This is a genomic window from Paenibacillus sp. PK3_47, assembly GCF_023520895.1.
In the GTDB taxonomy this organism is placed as follows: domain Bacteria; phylum Bacillota; class Bacilli; order Paenibacillales; family Paenibacillaceae; genus Paenibacillus_AQ.
Genome location: NZ_CP026029.1, coordinates 4,039,570 through 4,063,376, shown reverse-complemented (window position 1 = coordinate 4,063,376; position 23,807 = coordinate 4,039,570). Strand labels below are relative to the sequence as shown.

Here is a 23,807-nt window from a genome sequence, read left to right as displayed (position 1 = left end):
CGTCTGCAGTGGCATTTGCAGCAGCTCTGCATCCGTACCCACAGTAGCGTCTGCGGCAGTGTCCACCCCAGGGCTTTTCATTCCAATGATGCTTACTCTTTAACCAGCGGTACCCTCATCCCTGTAACGGCCAGCGTAACACGCTCCGGCAAAATGTAGTCTTTTCTCAGATCCACATCATGGGACATATGCGTGTATACCGCACGGTGCGGCTTCACAGTCTCCAGCAGCTCTGCGGCTTCCGTCATATCGTACACCGAACGGGTGGACAGCTCTGCCGCCTCATAATAAAAACTGGTTCCCAGCACCAGCAGATCGGCTCCATGCATCGGATTGGTTTCTGCAGGCGTAAGCGAGATCGAATCCGGACAGTAGACCCATTTGAAGCCTGCTTTTTCAAAGCGGAATGCATAGGAGTATCCGTTCTTGCCATGGTTCACTTTCCAGGTATCGATACGCCAGCCGTCCAGCTCCATCCCGTCATCACAGGGAATCATATTAATATGGCTTCCCAGCCAAGGGTACTGCCTAAGTATGATTGGGATGACCTCGGCAGGTGTGTACAGCTCCCCTTTGTGCCCCATCCAGCGGCAGGCATCCGCCCACTCCGGCAGCCCTCCGATATGGTCAAAATGGGCATGTGTCACGAGCAGCCTCTGCATCCCGCGGTGTCCGAGCATCTCCATCTGCCGCCGCCAGTCCGGACCGCAATCGATCGCCAAAAAACCGCTGCCGTTATCTATAAGCACGGATGAGCGGAAACGGGCATTGACTCCGCCCTCTCTCGCCTCCATGCAGGTATCGCAAGAACAGTACACTCTCGGAACGCCCATCGCGTCGCCTGTACCTAAGAACACCAATGTATCCATGATTACTCTCCTTTTCGTTCCCTGTTCTGCCTTGAAGAAGGTCAGCCGGGAATCCGTCTCTTTTGTTCTGGGTGAATGAATATTTCTCAATTATACAAGCCGGGCCAATAAATTTGCCAGCTGCAGCACAATAGAATACATTCCGGGAGTTATTTATTTATGTGCCAGTCATTCAATTATAAGATGATCCTTGATATAAACGACAAACTCCTCAAAAATACTGTAAGCCCAGTAATTTAATTACCTTGGCATATCCAGATGTACTCGGTTTTTCGCGTACAATGAGCTGCTTTTCCTTCGCAGTGGCCTAATGTACTCGGTTTTTCGTGTACAATGAGCTGCTTTTCCTTCACAGTGGCCCAATGTACTCGGTTTTTCGTGTACAATGAGCTGTTTTCCCTTCGCAGTGGCCCAATGTACTCGGTTTTTCGCGTACAATGATCTGCTTTTCCTTCGCAGTGGCCCAATGTACTCGGTTTTTCGCGTACAATGGGCTGCTTTCCCTTCGCAGTGGCCCAATGTACTCGGTTTTTCGCGTACAATGATCTGCTTTCCCCTCGCAGTGGCCCAATGTACTCGGTTTTTCGCGTACAATGAGCTGCTTTCCCTTCGCAGTGGCCCAATGTACTCGGTTTTTCGTGTACAATGAGCTGCATTCCCCTCGCAGTGGCCCAATGTACTCGGTTTTTCGTGTACAATGAGCTGTTTTCCCCTCGCAGTGGCCCAATGTACTCGGTTTTTCGTGTACATTTGCTCATGACCCGGCTATGGACAAGCGGGTTGTACGGGAGTACGAGGATCTATTGAGCCGCAACTAGAGCAAAATTATGCCCCCCGTTCAACAGGAGTTCTCCCCCATAAGCAAACCACTCGCCCAGAGGGTGGTCCTGATTCATATCAGTGCCCGCCCCCGAAAAAAAGAAGACCATCCCTCCATACGGAGAAATGGTCTTCTATGTCCAGTTACTTATCCTGCGGACGGTGGTTAGAGCGTTTCTGCTCCCAATTCAGGTTCAGCCCCAGCTCCAGGTTAAGGCTTCAGCTTCAGCTTCGGCCTCAGCGTGCTTCCAGTTCAGGTTCATCCTCAGCTCCAGGTTCAGGCATAGGTTCTGCTTCGAGTTCAGCCCCAGGTCCAAATCCAGCCCAGCGCCAGCCTCAGATTCCCGCAAGCACCTGATACCATACTCCCCGCTTGGAGTACAGCGTCGCCCGCACTTCATCCCAGCCGCCCAGATACTGAATGTCGAACAGTCCGGCCGGTACCGGGTAACGGTCCGCATTCTTCGCGTACACCTGCTCGTTCACCGGACGGAAGCCGTATTTGGCGAAGACCTCCTGGGCTTCCGGAGTGGCCAGATAATCAACCAGCGCTTCCGCCGCCTGGCGGGTACCGCGCTCATCCACATATTTGTCCAGCACGGCGGCGGGATTCTCGATCAGAATCGTATCGTCGGGGATTACGACTTCATATTTTACCCCCTGGGCAATCCGCGCCAGCAGCTCATTCTCATAAGTGACGATCACATCACCCACCCCGTATTCAAAGGCAGCCATGGAAGCACGTCCGCTTTTGTCCAGAGACTCGATGTTGGCGTGTACGCTCTCCAAAAAGGCTTTGGCAGCAGCAGGATCCTTACTTCCCGTCTGCTTCTCTGACTGCTTCAGACCGGCCCCATAGATCGCGTTGATGTCCCACTGTGCTCCCCCGGAGGTCTTTGGGTTGGGATACAGCACTTTCACACCCGGTTTGGCCAGATCGGCGAAGCTCTCTATCCCCTTCGGGTTGCCCTCCCGTGTACCGAGTGCCACAACCGAGCGGGTAACCATTCCGTTCTCGCCGCGTTCCTTCCAGTTTTTCTCTACAAGGCCGGCCTTCACCAGCTTATCGATATCCCCTTCCAGTGCCAGCAGCGTCACATCCGCCTCGAACCCGCCGACAATCGCCCGGGCCTGTGTTCCCGAAGCTTCATAGGACTCCTGGAATACGATATGCTGCCCCGTCTCCGCTTCCCATTTCTCCGCGAACAGCGGCAGGATCTCACCCATCGCATCCTTCACCACACTGTAGGCGCCTACGACCAGTGTAAGGTCCCCTTGTGGCTTAGCGCCAGCATCCTCTGCTGCATCTTCCTGTCCGCTGCTGCAGCCGGTGAGTGTAAGTAGTATTGCCAGCATTACGGCAGCCAGCCATCCGTGCAGTTGTCTGCTCCTTTTGAAAAGCATCATACCGGCGACACTCCTTTTATTAAATAAATACAGGCATCGGATCTTCCTTCAGTCCGTTCTCCTGTATCCAGCTCCGCTCGTCATTGAACAGATACGCACGGTGGACCAGCACCGCAATCTCCTGGCCAGGCTGCAGCGTCTCCTTCTCCAGTGAGCGGTAGGTGACCAGCTTGTGTCCGTTCACTTCCACCTCAACCAGCCATTCGCTGCCGCGGAAATGCAGATGCTTTACGATGCCTTGCTCCGTTGCGGAAGCCATTTTGAATTCATGCCGGTGGCCTACCTCGATATACTCCGGACGGATCAGCGCTTTGGTCGGCTTGCCTCCGCCTGCATTCTTGAACCCCTTCAGCTCCGAAGCACTTTCGATCAGCGTTGATTCTCCAATAAAAGTTGCTACAAACGGTGTCTTAGGCTCTTTATAAATATCCCAAGGTGTCCCTTTCTGCTCCAGACGCCCCTGGTTAATGATCATAATCTCATCCGCCACTTCAATCGCTTCATCCTGGTCATGCGTAACAAAAATGGAGGTGATCCCCACACGTTCGATCAGCTCGCGCAGCCAGGAGCGCAGCTCCTGACGGATCTTGGCATCAATTGCGGCAAACGGTTCATCCAGCAGCAGCAATTGCGGCTCAGGCGCAAGCGCCCGGGCAAAAGCCACCCGCTGCCGCTGCCCGCCGGAGAGCTGGTGCGGATAACGTTTCTCGAAGCCTTTCAGGCCGGTCAGCTCCACCAGTTCCATAACACGGTCACGGATCACGTTTTTGTTCGCTTTTTTCACCTTAAGACCAAAGGCAATGTTGTCATACACAGTCATATGCTTGAACAGGGCATAGTTCTGGAACACGAACCCGATCTCGCGCTCCTGCGGCGGAAGATTATTTACGGTTTTGCCGTGAAAAATAATCTCCCCGCTGTCCGGGTTCTCCAGACCCGCCAGCATCCGCAGAATCGAGGTTTTGCCGCCGCCGCTTGGACCGAGCAGTCCGATCAGATGGCCTTTGGTAATACCGAAGTTGACGTCCTTAACCGCATGAAAATCTCCAAAATGCTTATCCAGGCCCCGCACTTCCACATGCATATTAATGCACTTCCTTTCTCCTCTTACTCCATTCCATAAGCAGCAGCAGACCTGCGGAGAATGCGGCAAGCACCAGAGCGATCCCGCCCGCAGCCGTTACATTGAAATTCTCGACATCCTGGTAGACCAGCGTGGTTGCCGTCTGAGTCTTGTTCATAATATTGCCGGAAACGACCAGCACAGCCCCGAATTCACCCAGCGAGCGGGCTACCGTCAGGATAACGCCATAGATTACAGCCCAGCGGATTGAAGGCCAGGTGACCTTCCAGAACGTTGTCCAGCCATAGGCTCCAAGCGTAGAAGCCGCCTCTTCCTGCTGTGAACCGATCTCCTGAAGCACCGGCATGACCTCACGCACCATTAGTGGGAACGTAACGAAGAGCGTAGCAATCACCATTCCCGGAAAAGCATACACAATCTTCACTCCGATTTGTTCAAAAAGCGCGCCGGCTGCACTATCCGGACCCAGCAGCAGGACAATCATCAGACCGCCGATAACCGGCGATACAGCGTAAGGCAAATCGACAATACTGTTCAAAAACCCTCTGACCCGCTTGCTGAGCCAGTCCGCACGGACAAGGTACAGGGCCATCATAATGCCGAACAGCGTGTTCAGCAGCGTAACTACCACTACCACAAAACCGGTCATCATCAGCGCATGAAGCGCCTCAGGCCTTGACAGGGCAGCCCAGAAGCCGCCTAAGCCTTCACTGAAGGCACCAATCGTCATTCTCCCCAGAGGGGCAGCAATCAGCAGAAAGAATACAAGGTAGGTGAGGACAATCCATAATCTTCTCATGCTCTTCTCCCCCGCATCTGCAGCATATTAATCAGCCATAGAATTACAAAGGACAAGGTCAGCAGAATGATGGAGACCGCCGCAGCCCCCACCGGATTGTCACTTTCCACCTCTCCAAAAATAAACACCGAAGAGACAAGCGTACGTCCCGGAATATTGCCTGCTACCAGCACTACCGCCCCAAATTCGGCCAGCGCCCGCGAAAAGGCCAGCATACCGCCGCTGATCATTCCCGGAGCCATAGAGGGCAGAATAACCTGCCGGAATACCGTGCTCCGCTTCGCTCCCATCGTATACGCCGCTTCTTCTTCGGAAGGATCCAGCTCTTCCAGCAGCGGCTGCACCGCACGGATTACAAAAGGAAACGTAACGAACACCATAGCAATAACAATAGCCGGCTGATGAAACACAATTTCAAACCCCAGCTTCTCCGCCATTCCGCCAATCAGGCTTCCCGGACCGAGCAGCAGCAGAATCATCAGGCCTCCGACCGCCGTCGGCAGTGCAAAGGGCAGATCTACCAGACTGTTCAGTACGGCCTTGCCGGGAAACTGGTATCTTATAAGCACCCAGGCAATCATTGTGCCGAGCAGCACATTAATTACAGTCGCTATAACAGCCAGTTTAAGGGTCAGCAGCACCGACTTCCAGGCAATCGGATCGCTGATGCTCTCGGCAAAATTGCCGAAGCCTAATGAAAATGAATTGTAATAAACGCCCAGTATCGGGAGAACGATCAGCACCACAAAATAAAGCAGTATCGTTGTGCGGAATCCCCAGGTCCAGCCCTTGTGTCTAAGCAGCGAATTCAAATGTTTATGCCCTCCCACCTCCGGCTTACCGGTCGGTTTACTTGCCTTTACGGTTGTAATTATTCCTATTAATATACTTGGTTTAATATTATCACTACTTTATCAAATGCCTTTGGGGCCGTCAATTACTTTCACAGACTTTTTGGGTAAAATATATTATTATTGCGTTTGACCACAGAAAGGGGATCTGACAATGCTTCATACGATGGAGATCAGCACCAGCAAACGGGACGAACTGCGGGATATTACTCGTGAGGTTGTATCTTTTGTCAAAAAAAGCGGTGTACAAAATGGTATTCTGGTTGTCTACTGTCCGCATACTACCGCAGGAATTGCCATTAACGAAAATGCCGACCCGGACGTCAAACATGATGTGCTCATGCGGCTGGATGAGGTATACCCTTGGGAACATCCGAAATACCGCCACGGCGAAGGCAACACTGCCTCCCATCTGAAGTCCATTACCGCAGGCCCTTCACAGAGCATTATCATTAACGGAGGGGAACTGCTGCTCGGGCGCTGGCAGGGTATTTATTTCTGCGAATTTGACGGACCGCGGCGGCGCCAGTGTTATCTGAAAATTGTCGAGGGATAAGGGATTGTCAGTTGTCCAGCATAATGGCGGCTCCGCCAATTCACAGCGCAGCCGCCTCCTGAAGAATAGATAGCTCCTATAACACTTTCACCATGCAAAGTTATACCAATGCAACGCTCTAAAGTGTGAGGTGTTAAAAAAACAGCAGATTATAAACTGCGGCTTAATACTTTGATATGTGTTAACGCAGCCTGCTTCACATCATCGAATGAGACCTTGTCCTGAATATAATAAGAAATAAATCCGTGTGCGGATAAGAAAAGAGTCAGCGGCACGCTCTGCCAATCCTCTGACACGTAACCTTCTTCCTTCATGTGGCGGCGGACTATACTTGCGAATAACTCAAAACATCGTCCCTGTTCCGCTCTGCAATAAGCCAGCAGCTCTTCATCGCGGATCATGAACATGATCTCGTACTGGTACGGATGATCCAGTCCAAAACGGATAAATTCCATCACAAGCTGTTCTACACGGGTCATTCCCTGTTCAGGCGGGTTATTCATTACCTGGTTCAGCAGCGTCGCCACATGGTTGAAATCTTCCACCACAATGGCATAGAATAACTCTGCTTTTTCTTTAAAATGATAATAGAGGGAGCCGTGGCTGTAACCCAGATGCTGGCCGATACTGCGCATTGAGATGGCCCGGTACCCCTTGGTTATAAACAGATGCCTGGCCGCCTCCAATATTCTTTCCCTCGACAACTCCCGCTCCACTGCTCTTCTTGCCATATCTATTCCCCTTCGTTGTAGTAAAGCCGCCGCCCTTCTGTCACCGAGGCCTGGCCCTCGGTAAGATCCGTTATCCATGCCATAAATGCGTCGCCTTCATCATTTCGGGGAAGACATGTCAGTGTGACCTTATCTGTGAACGAAGTTTCACCTGTCTTGAAGCCTCTGTTCCTAAGCTCATTCTCCACCTTGCCCAGCCAGGTATATTCGATTTCTACGAATACTTCCCTTCTCAGCACACGGGTGATCACTTCTCCGGCTTCCAGTGCTAATACTGCGCCATCTGTATAAGCCCGGATCAGCCCGCCTGCCCCCAGCATAATGCCTCCGAAATAACGGGTAACAACAATTGCGACATTTTTAACCTGTTGGTTGCGGATTACCTCCAAAATTGGTTTACCTGCCGTTCCACTCGGTTCTCCGTCATCCGACTGCCTCTGAATCTCGTCTCTCTCGCCAATTGTATAAGCAGAGCAGTTATGGGTGGCATTCCAATGCTGCTTCTTGATGCTCTCGATAAATTGTATGGCTTCCTCTTCATTCTCCACCGGCATCACATGACCGATAAAGCGTGATTTGCGGATGACGACTTCCTGTGAACCGGAAGCGCGCACCGTCCGATATTGTTCCAGCATGATTATTCCAGTCCTTAATCTACGTATGATTACTTGATATATAGTAGGAGCAGCCCCGGTAATTGATACCTATGGACTGCTCCCTGGTTGCTTCGATGATTATGAATGATCTGCGGCGGTTAAAAAAGCTGCCTATTCTGTAAGTCTGGATTCCAGTTCGGCTTTTTCTTTCTCGTAGCCCGGTTTGCCCAGCAGCGCGAACATGTTCTTCTTGTATGCTTCTACGCCCGGCTGGTCGAACGGGTTAACGCCCAGCAGGTATCCGCTGATACCGCAGGCTTTTTCAAAGAAGTACACCAGATAACCGAAGGTATATGGCGTCTGATCCGGAATGGTAACTACCAGGTTCGGTACTTGGCCGTCCGTGTGTGCCAGCAGCGTACCCTGGAAAGCCTTTTTGTTCACAAAGTCAACAGTTTGGCCAGCAAGGAAGTTCAAGCCGTCCAGATCGTCCGCATCGCTCTCCAGTGTAATGTGGTGCCGTACCTCTTCAACCTGGATGACCGTTTCAAAAATGTTACGGTTACCCTCCTGGATGAATTGTCCCATGGAGTGCAGGTCTGTCGAGAAATCAACGGAGGAAGGATAGATTCCTTTGAAATCCTTGCCTTCACTTTCGCCGTACAGCTGTTTCCACCATTCGGATACAAAGTGCAGGGAAGGCTCATAGTTCACGAGGATTTCCGTAGTCTTGCCTTTGCGGTACAATGCATTGCGCACTGCGGCATATTGATAGCTTTGGTTGGTCGCTACATCCGGATTGTTGAACTCGTCGGCTGCAGCTGCCGCACCCTGCATCATTTCTTCAATGTTGATTCCGGCAACAGCGATCGGCAGAAGGCCTACAGGTGTCAGCACGGAGTAACGTCCGCCGACATCATCCGGAATGATGAAGGATTCATAACCTTCTTCCGTAGCCAGCTTCTTGAGGGCGCCTTTTTCTTTGTCGGTTGTAGCGTAAATCCGCTTGCGTGCTTCTTCCTTGCCGTATTTCTTCTCCAGTGCAGCGCGGAAGATACGGAAAGCAATTGCCGGCTCAGTAGTTGTTCCGGATTTGGAAATGACGTTCACGGAGAAGTCTTTGCCTTCCACGAGATCCAGAAGATGCGTGATGTATGTAGAGCTGATGTTGTTCCCTGCGAAATAAACTTCCGGAGTCTTGCGCTGATCCTTAGGCAGGTTATTGTAGAAGGAATGCGTAAGAGCTTCAATCGCTGCGCGCGCTCCCAGATAAGAACCGCCGATACCGATAACGATCAGCACATCGGAATCATTCTGGATCTTCTTGGCAGCTTCCTGAATGCGGGCGAACTCTTCCTTGTCATAGGATGTAGGGAGATCAATCCAGCCAAGATAGTCGGATCCTGCTCCAGTCTTGTTGTGCAGCTGCTCATGGGCCAGTTTGATCGGAGCGGCAAAGTAGTCAATTTCATGCTGGCTGAAGAACGACAGAGCTTTGCTGTAGTCAAAATTAATCTTCTTGGACATCGGTAATGGTTACCTCCTGAGTATCTCTTTAGATTTGACACCGTTTGTTACAACTTTATAATAGGATACTTTAATTTTCCTTGACTGGCAAGGTCTTAGGGCACATCCCGGCCTGGGGGACCCTGTTTTCGGAAGTTTCATGGAAGCGTTTACCCTGCGAAAATGAAATACTGTTCTGTGGAACCTGCCGGAACCTTCTGATAGAATGTAGACAAAGTCAGCTTCAGTACTATGATCTCTAGGGCAAAGGTGGAAAAGAAATGAAACAAATCGGCTTTATCGGACTGGGTACGATGGGAGCGCCAATGGCGTCCAACCTGCTGCGCAGCGGCTTTGAGGTTACGGTATACAACCGCACGGCGGCTAAGGCCGAACCGCTTAAGCAGGAAGGCGCAAAGACCGCTGACACTGTGCAGGCGGCGGCTGAAGGCAAGGATGTTATTATTACCATGATCAGCAACGACGATTCCATCCGTGAGGTATTCTACGGCGGCTCCGGAATTCTGGCCGTGCTCAAACCGGGAACAACCGTTGTGGATTCAAGCACCATTTCTCCCGGCCTTGCGAAGGAAATCGCCGCAGCTGTGGAAGAACGGGGCGGAAGCTTCCTGGATGCGCCGGTAACAGGCAGCAAGCCTGCAGCTATCGAAGGCACGCTGGTATTTATGGTCGGCGGCAGCGCAGAGGTTATTGAGCAGCACCGTGATATTTTTGACTCCATGGGCAGACTCCTGCTGCATATGGGCGATAACGGCAGCGGTGCCGTAGCCAAGCTTGCCCACAACGCCATGGTCGGCATTCATAATGTGGCACTCGCGGAAGGCTTCTCCATCGCCGTGAAGTCAGGGGTTCCCGCAGACAAATTCCTGGAGCTGGTGAAGAACGGATCGGCAGGCAGCAAGCAAGCCGAGCTTAAGGGACAAAAGATTATCGATAATGATTTCAGCAACCAGTTCTCCCTGGCGCTGATGCTGAAGGATCTCAAGCTGGCCTCCTCGCTCAGCGATGCAACCGGCGTCCCTTCTCCTATGCTTGGGGCAGCCAAGAGCATGTTCCAGGCAGGCTTTAACAAGGGCTACGGCGAAGAGGATCTGTCGGCAGTCATCAAATCGTATGAAGAATGGATCGGGCGGAAGATCGGGGAGCATTCCAAGCAGGATTAGACAGGACAAATTCATTATTGATGGCAGGCGCAGCTGAACCTTCAGCTGCGCCTTTTTTTATAAGCTACCCTTTGATTGCCCGAATCGATTTTGCCAAAGCAGGACTACGTATCCGAACCAAGAAAAAAACATTCGACGAGGATGCACGGCAATTGCAAAACAAGGCAGAAAATGGCCCTCCGGGTTATGATTCCATTGACTGGCAGACTGAGATGATGCAAAAAAGCCATTATTATAAGCTAATGGCTGACGGCATCCTTATCGGGGGTGTGATTGTCTTTCTGTCCGCCGACAAGAGAGAAGGTTATGTTGGCCGGATATTTATTGATCCGCTTTTTCAGAACCGCGGGTATGGCCAGGAAGTCTTCCGCTTTCTGTTCACGGGCTACCCTACCGCAAGGAAGTGGGGGCTGGACACCCCCTCCTGGGCAGCCAGAAATCAATACTTTTACAAGAAACTCGGGTTTGTACAGACCCGTGAGATTACTGACTCTGCCAGCGGTGATGCCTTTTATGAATACGAGCTTATTTTCCCTGAATGAAAGCAAACAGATTATGGCATAACCACACTCTCTGCCTCCGGAAGCAGAGAACCCTCCGCTTCATTTACCGCAGGTTCCTGAGCTTCTTCTACAGGCCATTTGAGCTCTGCCGTTCTTCCGTCGATCCACCAGCTTCCGCTTCCGGTAGAGGCCAGCAGCCAGTTCCCCCACCGGCCTGTTACCTGCACCGTTTGCGGTTCCAGGAAAGTTACTTTGGGGGCGAACGCATCAGGATATTTAAATACCGGTACTTTTTCTTTTAATTCGGCAGATGCTGTAATTCCTTCAACTGCCGCCAGCTTCCCCGGTGACGGGTGTATCCAGCCCAGGCCTTCGTCCGCCTGCACCTGATACCAGTCACCCTTCCTGGCAATAACCTGAAGGCTTTGCGGCCCTGCAGGAACACCGCCGTTTGTGCTTCCGATTTTGGCATACAGTTCTGTGCCGGCTAACAAATCCATAGACTGCTGGAGATACTGGACCTGCTGCTTTGCCAGCCATAGCGAATAAGACTGTGCGGCTGAATAGAGCCCGACATTTTTGTTATCATTCCAGACCCGCCCGAACTGCTTTAGCGGCACATTGCTTTCTCCTGCATAGGGAGCGATTTCAACCGTAAACCCGGGACGTCCGAACTCCTGAATGAACCAGTCCTTGTACCCGCCTCCCGAAGGATTTTTCTCCGGGGCCACAAGCGAATATCCGGTAAGACGGCTAAGCTCGCGGGCCATCGCCTGATCACGGGACAGGTTCGTGCGGAGTGTATTAAAATGCCAGAAGATAATTTCACCGGAGCTATGATAGGATAACGTCACCTCAGGATCTACTTTGCGTGTAAAATCCATCATGAGCTGCACTTCCGGCGCTTGTGCGGGTCTCTGGCCTTTATAGTTTTGATACCAGGGATAGGCGCCCGCATTTTTAATCGTGTCCCACTTTGCCGGATACTGCCGGTTAAGGTCAATGCCCTGCATATTAGCCTTCCAGCGGGTAAAATTCGTACTGTTGCCATTATAACGGCGCAGCGTCCGGGCCAGTTCTGCCGTTAGTCCTGCCGTGCCCTGCTGGGATAAAGTCACCCCGTCGGGATTAACCATCGGAACCAGCCAGATGCTGACTTCATCCAGAAGCTGGCGTACATTATAACCGGCAATTGTTGTATTGCCCGTGTAGGCCTGGGCGTATGTATCAATCATTTTCATCAGCACGGTGCTCGTCATCCACTCTCTGGCATGATGGGAACCGTTAAGAAACAGCACGGATTCTCCTCTCCCCAGCTTTACTGCCCACAGCTGCCGGCCATAGGGGCTCTGCCCCAGTGATTCCATAGACACAAGGTCCGGGTATTCTTTCACTAGCCTTTCAATATCTCTCTGCATAATGGTATAGGAATATACCTGGCCAGGATTCACAATGTTGGCTGCTGCCTGAGCAGTTCCTGCCGATGTAAGCAGAACTGCCAGCAGCACACCGCTCAGCAAACTCAGCAGAATCTTATGTACTTTTTTGTAAATCCATGATCGTCCCATTCTCCTGCCTCCCGCTTATTCTAGTTGAGAATTCTATCTTCTCTAGTAACTAGTTGGAAGTATATGAGAATGTCGCTCTACCGTCAATAATAAGCTGTTGAGCTCAAAAAAAACGCCCCGGGCAGTCGAAGCCGTCCGGGGCATTTTATCTTTCTATTTCTGCATTACAAAACCGGGTAAGAACAGCAGTAATCAGTTAATGCGAATACTTCCAGAGCAAACTTGGAGTTGCCGGGAACGTGGAACGTTTCGGCGCCTTTGATTTCTTTCCAAATGTCTGTGCCGGGAAGCAGTACCTTCAGATCGCCGGACAGAATTTCCATAGTTTCCGGTCCATCTGTACCAAATTCATATTTGCCGGGCAGCATGATGCCGAGCGTCACCTTGGTTCCGTCCTGCAAATTAACTGTACGGCTGGTAACTTTACCGTCGTAATAAATATTGGCTGCCTTTTGAATTGTCGCGTTGGTGAACTGACTCATGTGCTTATTCTCCCCCTTGTCTTTAACTACTACTGTATTATAGCAGCGCTTTAACGCGGCTGACTACATTTTCTACAGTAAAGCCGTATTCTTTCATTACGATATCCCCAGGTGCGGAAGCGCCGAAGGTCGTAATGCCGAGAATATCGCCTTGATCGCCTGTGTAACGTTCCCAACCGAAGGTTTGGGCCATTTCCACAGCCAGACGGGCTTTGACTTCAGGCAGGATAACGGAATCGCGGTAAGCCTTATCCTGTTTCTCGAACAGATCCCAGCTCGGCAGGCTGATGACACGCACATCGATGCCCTCTTCAAGCAGCGCCGCTTGAGCTTTTACTGCCAGCTGTACTTCGGAACCTGTAGCAATGATTTGTGCTTGTGGTGTGCCGTTCTTGGCGTCGGATACAACATAACCGCCGCGTTTGATGTTCTCGCGCACGCCGTCTACAGTGCCTGCAAGAATCGGCAGGTTTTGGCGGGTAAGCACCAGTGCCACCGGATTGGAAGTGTTCTCTACAGCGTAAGCCCAGGCAGCGGAAGTTTCGTTGGCATCAGCCGGACGAATCACAGTAAGACCTGGAATAATGCGCAGGGAAGCCAGTTGTTCAATCGGCTCATGCGTAGGACCGTCTTCACCGACAGCAATACTGTCATGAGTCAGCACATAAGTTACAGGCAGCTTCATGATCGAAGCCAGACGTACAGCCGGACGCAGGTAGTCGGTGAATACGAAGAAGGTTCCGCCGAATACTTTTAGACCGCTGTGCAGGGCGATACCGTTCATGGCTGCAGCCATACCGAATTCACGTACGCCGAAGTAGATGTTGCGGCCGTCGTAGGATTCGGAGGTGAATTGGGTCAAGCCTTTCAGGTGAGTCATTGTAGAGCTCTCAAGGTCAGCAGAACCGCCTACGAGCTGCGGAATGCCTGCTGCAAGACCGTTCAGCGCATTACCGGAAGCCACGCGGGTCGATACGGCTTTGTCTTCAGCTGTAAAGAACGGAAGCTGTGCATCCCAGCCCTCTGGAAGCTCGCCGCTGATTGCTGTTTCGAACTGTGCTGCAAGCTCAGGATAAGCCTGTTTGTAAGCTGCAAATTTCTCGTCCCATGCTTTGTTGGCGGCAATACCTTTTTCCTTCACTTCTGCAAAACGTGCACGCACTTCATCAGGTACATAGAAGTCTTCTTCGTATACCCATTTGTAGAAGTCCTTGGTCAGCTTCGCTTCGTCAGCACCCAGCGGGGAACCGTGAGTACCGCCGTGGCCGCCTTTACCTTGTTTGTTCGGGCTGCCGTATCCGATGACAGTTTTCACTTCGATCAGGGTAGGCTTGCTGCTGTCAGCTTGTGCATCTGCAATCGCCTGGCCCAGAGCCGGAAGATCATTACCGTCCTCAACGCGCAGTACCTGCCAGCCGTAAGCTTCAAAACGCTGTGCAACATTCTCGGAGAAAGCAAGGTTCAGCTTGCCGTCGAGAGAGATATCGTTGGAATCGTACATTACAATCAATTTGCCTAGCTTGAGGTGTCCGGCCAGGGAAGCGGATTCCGAAGAAATACCTTCCATCAGATCGCCGTCGCCGCAAATAGCATACGTATAGTGGTCAATGACATTATGTCCTTCTTTATTGTAGGTTGCTGCCAGCTGGGCTTCAGCCATGGCCATACCTACAGCCATACCGATACCTTGTCCAAGCGGACCGGTAGTCGCATCAACACCGGCAGTGTGTCCGAACTCAGGGTGACCCGGAGTCAGGCTTCCCCATTGACGGAACTGCTTCAATTCTTCCATTGGCAGATCATATCCGCTAAGGTGCAGCAAGCTGTACAGCAGCATGGAACCATGTCCTGCAGACAGCACAAAACGGTCACGGTTGACCCAAGTCGGGTGATCCGGGTTATGATTCATTGTTTTGGCGAACAATTGATAGCCCATTGGAGCTGAACCCATCGGCATACCAGGGTGTCCGGAATTTGCTTTTTCAATCGCATCGATAGCCAGTGTACGGATCGTAGTAATCGCCAGGTTGTCCACCGTGGAATTCTCATCTTTGTGGATCGCTTGTGCTTTTTCCTGCTCAGTCATTAAAATTAATCCTCCTCTGAAATCAAGAATGTCATTTTGACTATTATTGTAACACTAATGCAGAAGCTTTACCAATTCTTTTTAGAAGAAGCTTTGGCGTAAACATGCTATCTTATGGAGGCAGGCTGCCTGCTCCGACTTAGCCTTTAGTCCAGGTCGGGTTTAAGACTAAAGTTTGTTTTACAAAGCTGGATTATACAGTAAGATGGAGGTACTTCATTCGGCATTGTCACCGAATATTAACAAAGAAGGGATTCAGAACATGACTTCAAAAAGAGATATTTTTATTGTGCTGACCGGAACGGGTACCGCCTTTAGCGGATTAATCAAGTGGTTCACAAAAGCTGAGCTGAATCATGCTTCGATTGCCTTTGACAGTGAGCTTCAGGAAGTCTACAGCTTTGGGCGTAAAAATGTGCACAATCCTTTTAATGCCGGACTGATCCGCGAGAACTTCATCCATCCTTTTTATAACAATGCGGACTGTGCCATCTATCAGCTCAGAGTAACTGATGAAGAATATGAGACGATGCACAACCACGTGATGAGCATGATGCAGCATCAGGACCGCTACAAATATCATCTGCTCGGCCTGATCGGAGTGCTGCTGAATGTCAAATTCGACCGGGCGGATGCTTACTTCTGCTCCCATTTTGTAGCTTCCTTATTTGAAGAGACCGCATTACGGCCAGTGGCTAAGCCCTCCTGCTTCGTTACGCCGGAAGATTTCGCAGCATCACTGTGTGCCCATAAAATTTTTAGCGGCAAGCTGTCCTATTATTTGCAAAGAGTGCAAAGACCGGCCTACGCAGCTTCTGTCATACATAAAGGATCGTCCGGAACCACTGCAGCGCTGGCTGCGCGAATCATGAGAGTAACCGAAGAACGGACCGAGGGAATCGTCTAACGATCCGCCCTCAGCCCGTTCGGTTAGCCTAAGCATACCTTTTATGAATTTGCCCTACCCTATTACTCCGTACCGCTTCATTTCAGCAGCTGCAGCTTTTTATTTTATCCGGTGATGCTGATAATATTCGCTCCAATCCCCCATAATGGATACCGTAACGTTATCTGTCTTCGTGTTGTACGCATTCCTCGCTGTAAATGTAAAGGTAACCGGACCATCCGGCAGCTTCTCAAAAGCAGGATCGTACAGCTCCCCTGTCCATAAGGTTCTATTGCTGTCGGTTGGACTAAGTTCAGTCTTGTATCCTCCGCCCATCGTCACTTCAATGGTATCCGGCAGCCCTGTGGCATCCGCCTGCAGCACAAACTTCTCCCCCGCCCAGAACACATGAATTCCCCGGGGACTCTCTGCATTTCCGCTTTTGGCGAGATTATAGGCCTGCCGGTTTTTATTCCATTCGACGGTATGCTGCACTCCGCCTTTGACACTGAGCAGATTGACCATGAAATATTTGCGCGGAGAGACGCTGCTCCAGCTGTAGCCGTCGTAGGCTTCCACCTCAACTGCATATTTCTCGTTTTCGGCTAAAGTATTAGCAGGTACCTGCCACTGGCTGGCGCCGGATAACTGTTCTCCGGATTGAACCGTAACCGCTCCTGTCACCAGGTTAATGATTCTCACCTTGAACCGCTGCTGCAAATCCCCGTCCTCATCCTGATAATCCCACTTCATCACAGGCGTAAGTGTGCTGACCACCGTTGGGCTGGCGGAGCTGCTGCTGGCTGGATAGGTAACGTTAACTGCCGGAATACGGTTGGCAACGGTAATCGTGCGTGTGAGCTCCCGGGACAGGCCAAGCGAGTCTGTCACTACCTGCCGCAGTGTAAAGATTCCGTTGGTGCTGAATTGCTTGGTGAAGTCACTCTGCGAGCTGGCCAACCCTTCTGTACCACCTGCCGGCTTCAGATAGTACTTGTAGGTAATGGAGTCTCCGTTCACGATATCCTCGTCCGTCCCCGTTCCTTTGATGTTCAGAGTATCTGTACGGTAAACCGGCACCTGGGCAGCATTGCGGCCCGTGTCTGTCACTAAGCTAAATCCCGGCTGCGGCGGATTGTCGATGATGAACGTCCGCTCATTCGAGATTTCCGACCAGGACAGTTTGGAATAGGCCCGGCCGTAAACCGTATAATACTTGAACCGTTCAAACGTAAAATTAGGGAGCTGATACTGCCGGAGCAATCCGTCTGGATCGGTATTTTCTACTGCTTTCGCCAACAGGCCGTCCTTGTCATAAAACTCTAAACGGTATTTTTCCTGCGGATCTTTCTCGGGATCATTGTAGGTCCACTGTATAAGCGGATCTCCCTGCTGTTCTGCATCAATGACCGCAGGCGCTGCTGCTGTCCCCTTGGGAGAGGTCAGTGTTATAGATGGTGCGAGATTTTGGGTAACGTTCACTTTTAACGCCGCAATGTTCGATTTATCTCCGATTTGATCCACTGCCCAATGTTCCAGCGTATAGACACCGGATTCTTCAAAAGTGATATCCACGTCCTTGGTCTGGTACAAAGAGATCCCACTGCGGCTATCCGTTACTCTCCAGTAATACTTCAGGCTGGATTGATCGGATGTATCCTCATCATAATCTGCAGACCTGAAGGTCCTGGTATCATATTGATAGGCTGCAGCATCACCGGATATGGCAGCTGCCGGGATATGGTTTTTGACAGAGAACATCTGTGTTGCATTTGAACTGAGCTTCCCGTCAGACGCGGTCAGGCGCATTTCCCAGCCATCCGATATAGCCGCTTTATCCGTTATTCCGCTTTGTGCCAGCAAATCTTTGATTTTTACAGTCTGGTTCCGGTTACCGCCTGTCCAGTAGTAGGGCCCTGTATTCAGCCGGCTGTTCCAGGAGTATGTCAGATTATCCCCGTCTTCATCCGGATCAGGAGTCATATTGTTCATCGTTACAAGGGTGTCACGGTACACCTCATTCGGCATTGTAAAATTCGCAACCGGAGGCTGGTTCATAACCTGCACATATTGCGTGTAGATACCCGACCACAAGCCCCGGTTATCATGAACCTGCAGGTTGATTTGGTAGCTGCCCACCCCAAAGGCGGCAATATTAGGCGGTACGGCTGCACCTCCATAGCTGGACCAAACGGTATTCCAGCCGTCTTTTATGACAGCCCAGCTGTAGATATCAAGCGGATCATTATCCGGATCGTATGATCTGTCCGTGATAACGGTCGATTTACGATACGATACAGTGTTGTGATCCACCGTAAACAAGGCAACCGGCGGAAGATTGCTTGGACTGCCTACTGTTTGCTGAAGCCAATCAGACCATACTCCTAATCCGGACGGACCATCCATGTCTCTTACCCGCAGGCGGATTTCATACGCGTCATTCGTAGGCAGCTGCGCAGGGGGTTGCCCTTCAATCCATGTTTCTGCCCCGCTTATACGGTACTGCCACTGCCAGGTTACCAGCCCCTTTGTGGGGCTGGACGCATGATCCAGATCATAGGAGCTGTCCGTAAGCTGCAGTCTGTCATTAACCAGTTTGGCTGTAAAGAGAGCAACCGGCTTCCGGTGGACCATAAAAGTCATACTGGACAGGTTATCCCGGCTCCACAGGCGGTAATGATCGAACCGGTCATCGTAATCCGGATTATCCCTCGCCTGATGGACAGCTGTATAAGCTCCGGAGTACGGAAAGGATGTATACTTGCTGCTGCGCCACAGCCCGGAATCGGGAATCAGCCCCATGACATTATCGAAGATGCCCGGATCTTGATCGTAACGGTAGCGGTCCGCAGACTTCGGATCATTTTCATAATCGGCATAGGATGTGCCAATATCTATCGGTGTATTAATTAAGAAAAAGGCCTTATTCCTCAGCCGGTTCGTCACGGAAAAGGATGTGGTTGCCTCTGCCTTCATACTAAATGGATCAACAACCTTAACGGTAACCGTATATTGTCCTGGCGGTATTCCTTCTGACAAGACATCAATGGGAATTGAGAAATTTTTGGGCGAACCCGTATTAGCCAAAGTAATTTTTTTGTAAAATACATTCGGGATTTCAGCAATGACATCCACTGTATCGTTATCCGGATCCTGTACGTACCCTTCCACGTTAAAAGTACTCAAGCCTGCATCATTAATTATATTTTGTCCGGCATGCGAGGTCAGGGTAAGATTGGGCTTCTTATTCGTAGATAAGGGCCATACCCGCTCATCATTAACGGTGTATGCATGGTGCCATTGGTAAGAGCCTGAGTTCTGCCATACATCTCCTGTCCAATATTCGTCCGAAAATGACTGTAAAAATTGAATGGATTTAGGTGTCTTACCTACAGTCAAATATGTCGAAAAAGCAGGCGTTAGATACACATAGTCAGTGTAATACTGATCATCGTGTGGGGGAGCGAAATATACCCGTTTTGGAATAAAAACTGTGGGAGCAAACCGTGTGGAATCAAAATAGGTAGGATTGTTTCCACTGTCGATGAACGATCCGCCTCCCACACTTCCTATTTGTTCTTGAGTCCCATCCGTAAAGGTAATCACAAGCTTTCCGGCATATCCGGTAATATAGCCATGTGTCCACCTGGAGCCCCTGTCTGGGCTCTTAGGATAAAAAGGCAGGGGCTCCCGCATGGCGATCCATGAAGTTGGGGTATAAAGATTGCTCATGTTAATATGCAGTTCCCCGGTCACCTTATTGTAAGTCATACCTGTCAGGTCTACTGCAGGCAAATCGATTTTCATCGACCCCTCATACCAGTTAACGTCGCCTTCGTATGACCGGGGCCGTGTTGCATTTAACTGGACTGCCGGAATATGAACATCGTTAAACTCCAGAAGTTCTCCCGCCGCCGCCGCACGTTCCGTCTCGGATCCCACCCAAGGCAGCCAGGGAAGGAGTGCAGTGATAAGAACTATTACAATGAACCGCTTCATCCCGCTTTTCATGCAGGTTACCTTCCCCTCTTCTACCATGACCAGTCTACTTCCGGCGCACGGTTATACACTTCAATCACACGTTCATTTAGTGGCTGCTCTGGTTGACTGCTGTACGAATCGGCCGATTTCCGGTCGGCTTCAGTCACCAGTTCCGGTATTGTCGGCTGATCAAACTCTTCGATCACAGTAAGTCTGATTTCATACCTCCCGACTTTTCCCAGCTGCAGATTAAATGCGCTTTTGTTCTCATTGCTGAAAATCACCCAGGCTTCGCCGGTGAAATTACCGTCGTTATTGGAGTCATACCGGTATTCCCAGATACGCCGGTCCAGGAAGTCATAATCCGGGGAAAATGACATATCTGTCAGCGCAGCACTGGCCATATTTCCTTGACCGGGATCGCGGTAGATCTTATTGGGCACAGAAATATATACAACCGGCGCTTCATCCGGCACAATCTCAAAGGTTGTACTCGCGGAGTCACTAAAGCCGGCAGTGTTGGTTACAGTGAGGGTAGCCTTGTAGGTCCCCGGTTTCTTGAACAGCACATCTTTGGAGTTCATTCCAGAGAGTGATCCCAGATATTTAATATCTGCGGCTGTTCCGCCGGAGACCGGAGAAATCGTCCACTGCGTCTTCGTCTCATCAATCGGATAATGCTCCGGACTCCGGCTGCTGCTAAGCAGAGTAACCTTCCGGTTTTGCTTTTTGGTACCTTTTACGGAAATAGCGGCAACAGGGGTCGGCTGGATAACATTTACTTTAGCACTGGTTGATCCGCTCAATCCGCCATTGTCCGTTACCGTCAGCCTCACTGAATGCTGCCCCAGTGCACTGAGCGGATACCATGTAAAACCGAACTCTCCACTAACCGGCTCCATCGCTCCGGGTGTACTATACTGATAATCCACAATCTTTCCGTCCGGATCGTAAGATCCCTTACCGTACACCAAAAATTCCTCCCCAGCCTTTACTTCCTCCGAAACATCAAGGATAGCAACGGGCGGCTTATTACTAGCTGCCGGCGGCGCAGTCGGAACAGGATTATCCGAAACTCCAACAGTCGCTTTCATCGTCTTGGACAAGGAGGAAACTGAACCATTTCCGGTGACCACCGGTTTTGCAAACCGCACCGTGACGGTAAGCGTGTACTCTTGTTCCACATTCTTGCCCTTACTTGCAGGAATGACAAAGTTATCAAAGGTTTGCGAGCTGGTGAGCACCTTGCTGTAATCCTTCTTTTGCTTCGCGTCACCCGCTCCGGTCTCCTTCGCATAAAACACCCATTCTTCGATGTTAGAGGAATTATTGTAAGCCAGAAGTTCACCTTTCACCTTCAGGCTTACAGGAGTGTCCTTCCCCTCAAACTTGGCGGGATTCGGGGAAGGCTTGAGGATGCTCACGCTGCCGTCCAGGGTAGGTTCGGTTACTGGCGTGTAGCTAAAGGATACGCTGCCGCTGTAGCTGTAGGTTGGGACTTTGGCATCGGCTGTGTAGTAGTAATAAGCTATGACCTCATATTTTCTTCCTTCGGCATGTCCTATAAGAGGGTGTGATGCGTCCGCAGCTTGGTTTGTATAAGGCTGCTTCACTGTTTCTCCATTTGAGTTCACATAAAAAGGAATAGCATAATTTACAATTATTCTGCCATTTTTAAATTTAGGAAATTCCTTAATATAAGTTGAAGACTTGTTTGAATAAAAATGCGGGATAATAGTGCTTGTGTTAATATATTTTGAATCTATAACATTATTTTGTGATCCATCGTACCATTTAAGATAAGACGTATCTTGAGGAGGCCCAGCTGACACAACGGTTCTGGGTGGATATGCTGAAGGTGTATAATCATCCTCCGCAGGCTTATCATATGTTTTACTCCCATTTATTGCTTCATCATACTCATTAATCTGCCAACGCCTTCCATCAGAATATCTCCAAATAGAGTTACTAGGATTAGTATAGAAATATGATTCGTATGATGCTTGAAACCCTTTAACATTAGATATTAATTTAGTATTTGTAATGCCGTTAAGTTTTATATTTATTTTTCCATTTTCAAGTTTAATACTGCCATTCACTTGATTATTTCCGCTATATTTGAAACTCCCTGTGTTGATTGAAGCAGCATCTACTCCATTTGGTAGATCTAGGCTGTATGATTTGGCGGCATTATCATCTCCAATCAATCCTGTATTTGCAGGTATGGAAATAGTAGCCGTCTTAACTTCTGCGGCTACTGCTTCTTTATCTCCAAATAAAGAGGCAGCAACCAACGTAATTATGATTATACAGGTGATTATTTTATTCATTCAGAAACCACGTACTTTTCAACGAAGTCTTTCCCGTAAAACATACGGGCAACAAAATAATCAAATTCACTATCATAAGCGTATGCAACATAAGATGTTAATTTTTCGCCTGGTTTAAGTGTATAGGTCCAAAGGGCTTCTTTACTGTTAGTTTTTGAGGCTAGCTTTTCCGGCCACATTGCATCTAAAATTTGCCCTATTTTAAAATTTAACCGTACAAGACCTTGAAGATCACCACCACCTCCATGCATAGTTTTCTTAGTTTTATTCTCCAAAGTTACTTTCGTCCATATAAAATACTTTGGTCTATCAATAATTCCAGTAGAATCCTGAAACCCATACAACCCCTGCAGCTTCTTTACCTCCGCTGACTTAAAATCATAAATCATAATTTTATGAAGCGTATAACTGAATCCCTCCGAGGTTAACGTCACAGGCAGATCTATTTCCTTCTTCAGTCCGTACTTTGCCAAATTATCCGTCATCACAGGCGCCGCCGTAGGCTTTGCTGTAGCTGAAGGCTTTGCTGTAGCTGCGGGCTTATTCGCTGCCGGACTCCCATTTTCCGCTGCCCCTACCTGCCCCAACACTCCCCCGAACAACATCGCAGTCGCTAGTACTGTCTTTCCCATTCTCTTCATCATCTGCAGCTCTCCCTTTATAAAAAAATTAATTGTTCATCTTATACTCCTGGACGGCCGGCACCCGGATGGCTTCCTGCACTTTAGTTCTGGAGATGAGCAGCGGGTGCTGCGTCTCAATGACGGCGATCACGGATGGACCCTGTATGTATTTGGTGATGCCATAAGTGCTGTCTTCATACAAAAGTGGAAAAGAAACCCCCTCGGACTCATCGACAATATCGAATTTAACAATCCTCACCTGTGCCTGGAGCCTGCTCCCCGCAAGAGGGGAGAGGCTGTCATCCAGTCCCAGATTATGCTGAAGCGACTGCCGGAAAGCGGCATAAGCTTCAACGGGATCAATAACCAGACGTCCCTCAGCCCGTGCGGTTTCGTTAAGCTCCTGCGAGGCGTCATGGACCGCCAGGTTATTGGCATCCTTCAGCATGCTGCGCTGCACATCCCATTCCTGATTCTGGATCTGAAAAAACCAGGAATATATAAAGATCAGCAGCACAAAAGCCAGCTTAATAATATAATCCATAGATTTGCTTCATCCCTCAGTCAGTCGAGATATTCGCTCATAATGGAGCCGTGTCCGTAATAATGCGCAGGCCCAGACATGCCGGAAAAGTTGTACGGGAACAGGTTAAGTCTCGGCGCGGTGATATACACATCAAGCCGCTCTTTACGCTCCACTATTGCTGACGTACTGCTTGTAATTTGAATGGAAGCTTCGGGAAACCCGACAGCCTGCAAATTTGCAACGACCTCATCCCTCATGGATGCCGTAACCATCCCCTCTGTTGCCGCTTTTTGCGTGATATATGACGTGTTGGCTTTGACCTGCAAGTCCAGTAAATAATCTATGTAAGTAAAAATAGGCTGCAGGAGAATGAACAGGACAAGCCACATAAATAATGCCCGGAGGACGGTTTCCTTCATG

Annotated in this window: 21 protein-coding genes; 4 read left to right on the top strand and 17 right to left on the bottom strand. The window is 50.0% G+C overall.

The annotated features are described in order from the left end of the window. Nucleotides 1-92: 92 nt before the first annotated feature. The 6 genes from C2I18_RS18105 to cysT all read right to left on the bottom strand — a co-directional run bounded on the left by C2I18_RS18105 (nt 93) and on the right by cysT (nt 5,790). A complete protein-coding gene (locus C2I18_RS18105; RefSeq protein WP_249897144.1) occupies nt 93-869 on the bottom strand; it encodes an MBL fold metallo-hydrolase in 777 nt (258 codons plus the stop codon). Nucleotides 870-1,882: 1,013 nt separating this feature from the next. Next, complete coding sequence (locus tag C2I18_RS18100; RefSeq protein ID WP_249897143.1) at nt 1,883-2,038, bottom strand: hypothetical protein; 156 nt, start codon at nt 2,036-2,038, stop codon at nt 1,883-1,885. Continuing rightward, nucleotides 2,025-3,095: a sulfate ABC transporter substrate-binding protein gene (locus C2I18_RS18095; protein ID WP_249897142.1), complete on the bottom strand. Its 1,071-nt coding sequence runs from the start codon at nt 3,093-3,095 to the stop codon at nt 2,025-2,027. Before C2I18_RS18095 ends, C2I18_RS18100 begins: the two co-directional genes overlap by 14 nt. A 19-nt stretch (nt 3,096-3,114) precedes the next feature. Beyond that, nucleotides 3,115-4,179, bottom strand: coding sequence for a sulfate/molybdate ABC transporter ATP-binding protein (locus C2I18_RS18090; RefSeq protein WP_249897141.1), 1,065 nt, complete (start codon nt 4,177-4,179; stop codon nt 3,115-3,117). A gap of 1 nt (nt 4,180) precedes the next feature. Further along, entirely contained in the window at nt 4,181-4,978 is a 798-nt protein-coding gene (locus C2I18_RS18085) for a sulfate ABC transporter permease subunit (RefSeq protein ID WP_249897140.1), read from the bottom strand. Continuing rightward, nucleotides 4,975-5,790 carry a sulfate ABC transporter permease subunit CysT gene (gene cysT, locus C2I18_RS18080; RefSeq protein ID WP_249897139.1) on the bottom strand — a complete coding sequence of 272 codons (816 nt, stop codon included), beginning with the start codon at nt 5,788-5,790 and terminating at the stop codon, nt 4,975-4,977. The genes C2I18_RS18085 and cysT overlap by 4 nt, the downstream gene beginning before the upstream one ends. A gap of 193 nt (nt 5,791-5,983) precedes the next feature. Here cysT and C2I18_RS18075 point away from each other — a divergent pair, with 193 nt between their 5' ends. Further along, complete coding sequence (locus C2I18_RS18075; protein ID WP_249897138.1) at nt 5,984-6,385, top strand: secondary thiamine-phosphate synthase enzyme YjbQ; 402 nt, start codon at nt 5,984-5,986, stop codon at nt 6,383-6,385. Nucleotides 6,386-6,534: 149 nt separating this feature from the next. On the opposite strand, the gene C2I18_RS18070 is transcribed toward C2I18_RS18075, so the two are convergent. The 3 genes from C2I18_RS18070 to C2I18_RS18060 form a co-directional block, all read right to left on the bottom strand. Then, nucleotides 6,535-7,116, bottom strand: a complete 582-nt coding sequence (locus C2I18_RS18070) for a TetR/AcrR family transcriptional regulator (RefSeq protein ID WP_249897137.1) — start codon at nt 7,114-7,116, stop codon at nt 6,535-6,537. A 2-nt stretch (nt 7,117-7,118) separates the two neighbouring features. After that, the gene (locus tag C2I18_RS18065; RefSeq protein WP_249897136.1) at nt 7,119-7,751 is read right to left on the bottom strand and encodes a YigZ family protein; all 633 of its coding nucleotides are present in this window, start codon (nt 7,749-7,751) and stop codon (nt 7,119-7,121) included. 132 nt (nt 7,752-7,883) lie between these two features. Continuing rightward, complete coding sequence (locus C2I18_RS18060) at nt 7,884-9,239, bottom strand: glucose-6-phosphate isomerase (RefSeq protein WP_249897135.1); 1,356 nt, start codon at nt 9,237-9,239, stop codon at nt 7,884-7,886. Nucleotides 9,240-9,499: 260 nt separating this feature from the next. On the opposite strand from C2I18_RS18060, the gene C2I18_RS18055 reads away from it, so the two are divergent. Then, nucleotides 9,500-10,402, top strand: a complete 903-nt coding sequence (locus C2I18_RS18055) for an NAD(P)-dependent oxidoreductase (RefSeq protein ID WP_249897134.1) — start codon at nt 9,500-9,502, stop codon at nt 10,400-10,402. 152 nt (nt 10,403-10,554) lie between these two features. Next, entirely contained in the window at nt 10,555-10,944 is a 390-nt protein-coding gene (locus tag C2I18_RS18050; protein WP_249897133.1) for a GNAT family N-acetyltransferase, read from the top strand. A gap of 11 nt (nt 10,945-10,955) precedes the next feature. Here the strand turns inward: C2I18_RS18050 and C2I18_RS18045 are convergent, their stop codons facing one another. The 3 genes from C2I18_RS18045 to tkt form a co-directional block, all read right to left on the bottom strand. Further along, nucleotides 10,956-12,473, bottom strand: coding sequence for a M14 family metallopeptidase (locus tag C2I18_RS18045; protein WP_249897132.1), 1,518 nt, complete (start codon nt 12,471-12,473; stop codon nt 10,956-10,958). Nucleotides 12,474-12,637: 164 nt separating this feature from the next. Next, nucleotides 12,638-12,955 carry a pyrimidine/purine nucleoside phosphorylase gene (gene ppnP, locus C2I18_RS18040; RefSeq protein WP_249897131.1) on the bottom strand — a complete coding sequence of 106 codons (318 nt, stop codon included), beginning with the start codon at nt 12,953-12,955 and terminating at the stop codon, nt 12,638-12,640. 37 nt (nt 12,956-12,992) lie between these two features. Then, complete coding sequence (tkt, locus tag C2I18_RS18035) at nt 12,993-15,041, bottom strand: transketolase (RefSeq protein WP_249897130.1); 2,049 nt, start codon at nt 15,039-15,041, stop codon at nt 12,993-12,995. A gap of 262 nt (nt 15,042-15,303) precedes the next feature. On the opposite strand from tkt, the gene C2I18_RS18030 reads away from it, so the two are divergent. Beyond that, nucleotides 15,304-15,948, top strand: coding sequence for a hypothetical protein (locus tag C2I18_RS18030; protein WP_249897129.1), 645 nt, complete (start codon nt 15,304-15,306; stop codon nt 15,946-15,948). A 99-nt stretch (nt 15,949-16,047) separates the two neighbouring features. Here C2I18_RS18030 and C2I18_RS18025 read toward each other — a convergent pair whose 3' ends face one another. The 5 genes from C2I18_RS18025 to C2I18_RS18005 are packed head-to-tail and all read right to left on the bottom strand — an operon-like array spanning nt 16,048 to nt 23,806. Then, on the bottom strand, nt 16,048-19,926 hold the full coding sequence (locus tag C2I18_RS18025) for a hypothetical protein (RefSeq protein WP_249897128.1): 3,879 nt from the start codon (nt 19,924-19,926) through the stop codon (nt 16,048-16,050). Between the two features lie 32 nt (nt 19,927-19,958). Further along, the gene (locus tag C2I18_RS18020; protein WP_249897127.1) at nt 19,959-22,238 is read right to left on the bottom strand and encodes a hypothetical protein; all 2,280 of its coding nucleotides are present in this window, start codon (nt 22,236-22,238) and stop codon (nt 19,959-19,961) included. Continuing rightward, a complete protein-coding gene (locus C2I18_RS18015) occupies nt 22,235-22,882 on the bottom strand; it encodes a hypothetical protein (RefSeq protein ID WP_249897126.1) in 648 nt (215 codons plus the stop codon). Before C2I18_RS18015 ends, C2I18_RS18020 begins: the two co-directional genes overlap by 4 nt. 25 nt (nt 22,883-22,907) lie before the next feature. Next, on the bottom strand, nt 22,908-23,405 hold the full coding sequence (locus tag C2I18_RS18010; RefSeq protein WP_249897125.1) for a hypothetical protein: 498 nt from the start codon (nt 23,403-23,405) through the stop codon (nt 22,908-22,910). Nucleotides 23,406-23,425: 20 nt separating this feature from the next. After that, on the bottom strand, nt 23,426-23,806 hold the full coding sequence (locus C2I18_RS18005; RefSeq protein ID WP_249897124.1) for a hypothetical protein: 381 nt from the start codon (nt 23,804-23,806) through the stop codon (nt 23,426-23,428). Between the last annotated feature and the right edge of the window lies 1 nt (nt 23,807).

Coding starts and splice junctions, on each gene's coding strand:
- C2I18_RS18105 (WP_249897144.1), bottom strand. CDS start 869: ATGGATACATTGGTGTTCTTAGGTACAGGCGACGCGATGGGCGTTCCG.
- C2I18_RS18095 (WP_249897142.1), bottom strand. CDS start 3,095: ATGATGCTTTTCAAAAGGAGCAGACAACTGCACGGATGGCTGGCTGCC.
- C2I18_RS18090 (WP_249897141.1), bottom strand. CDS start 4,179: ATGCATGTGGAAGTGCGGGGCCTGGATAAGCATTTTGGAGATTTTCAT.
- C2I18_RS18085 (WP_249897140.1), bottom strand. CDS start 4,978: ATGAGAAGATTATGGATTGTCCTCACCTACCTTGTATTCTTTCTGCTG.
- C2I18_RS18075 (WP_249897138.1), top strand. CDS start 5,984: ATGCTTCATACGATGGAGATCAGCACCAGCAAACGGGACGAACTGCGG.
- C2I18_RS18070 (WP_249897137.1), bottom strand. CDS start 7,116: ATGGCAAGAAGAGCAGTGGAGCGGGAGTTGTCGAGGGAAAGAATATTG.
- C2I18_RS18065 (WP_249897136.1), bottom strand. CDS start 7,751: ATGCTGGAACAATATCGGACGGTGCGCGCTTCCGGTTCACAGGAAGTC.
- C2I18_RS18060 (WP_249897135.1), bottom strand. CDS start 9,239: ATGTCCAAGAAGATTAATTTTGACTACAGCAAAGCTCTGTCGTTCTTC.
- C2I18_RS18055 (WP_249897134.1), top strand. CDS start 9,500: ATGAAACAAATCGGCTTTATCGGACTGGGTACGATGGGAGCGCCAATG.
- C2I18_RS18045 (WP_249897132.1), bottom strand. CDS start 12,473: ATGGGACGATCATGGATTTACAAAAAAGTACATAAGATTCTGCTGAGT.
- ppnP (WP_249897131.1), bottom strand. CDS start 12,955: ATGAGTCAGTTCACCAACGCGACAATTCAAAAGGCAGCCAATATTTAT.
- tkt (WP_249897130.1), bottom strand. CDS start 15,041: ATGACTGAGCAGGAAAAAGCACAAGCGATCCACAAAGATGAGAATTCC.
- C2I18_RS18030 (WP_249897129.1), top strand. CDS start 15,304: ATGACTTCAAAAAGAGATATTTTTATTGTGCTGACCGGAACGGGTACC.
- C2I18_RS18025 (WP_249897128.1), bottom strand. CDS start 19,926: ATGAAGCGGTTCATTGTAATAGTTCTTATCACTGCACTCCTTCCCTGG.
- C2I18_RS18020 (WP_249897127.1), bottom strand. CDS start 22,238: ATGAATAAAATAATCACCTGTATAATCATAATTACGTTGGTTGCTGCC.
- C2I18_RS18015 (WP_249897126.1), bottom strand. CDS start 22,882: ATGATGAAGAGAATGGGAAAGACAGTACTAGCGACTGCGATGTTGTTC.
- C2I18_RS18010 (WP_249897125.1), bottom strand. CDS start 23,405: ATGGATTATATTATTAAGCTGGCTTTTGTGCTGCTGATCTTTATATAT.
- C2I18_RS18005 (WP_249897124.1), bottom strand. CDS start 23,806: ATGAAGGAAACCGTCCTCCGGGCATTATTTATGTGGCTTGTCCTGTTC.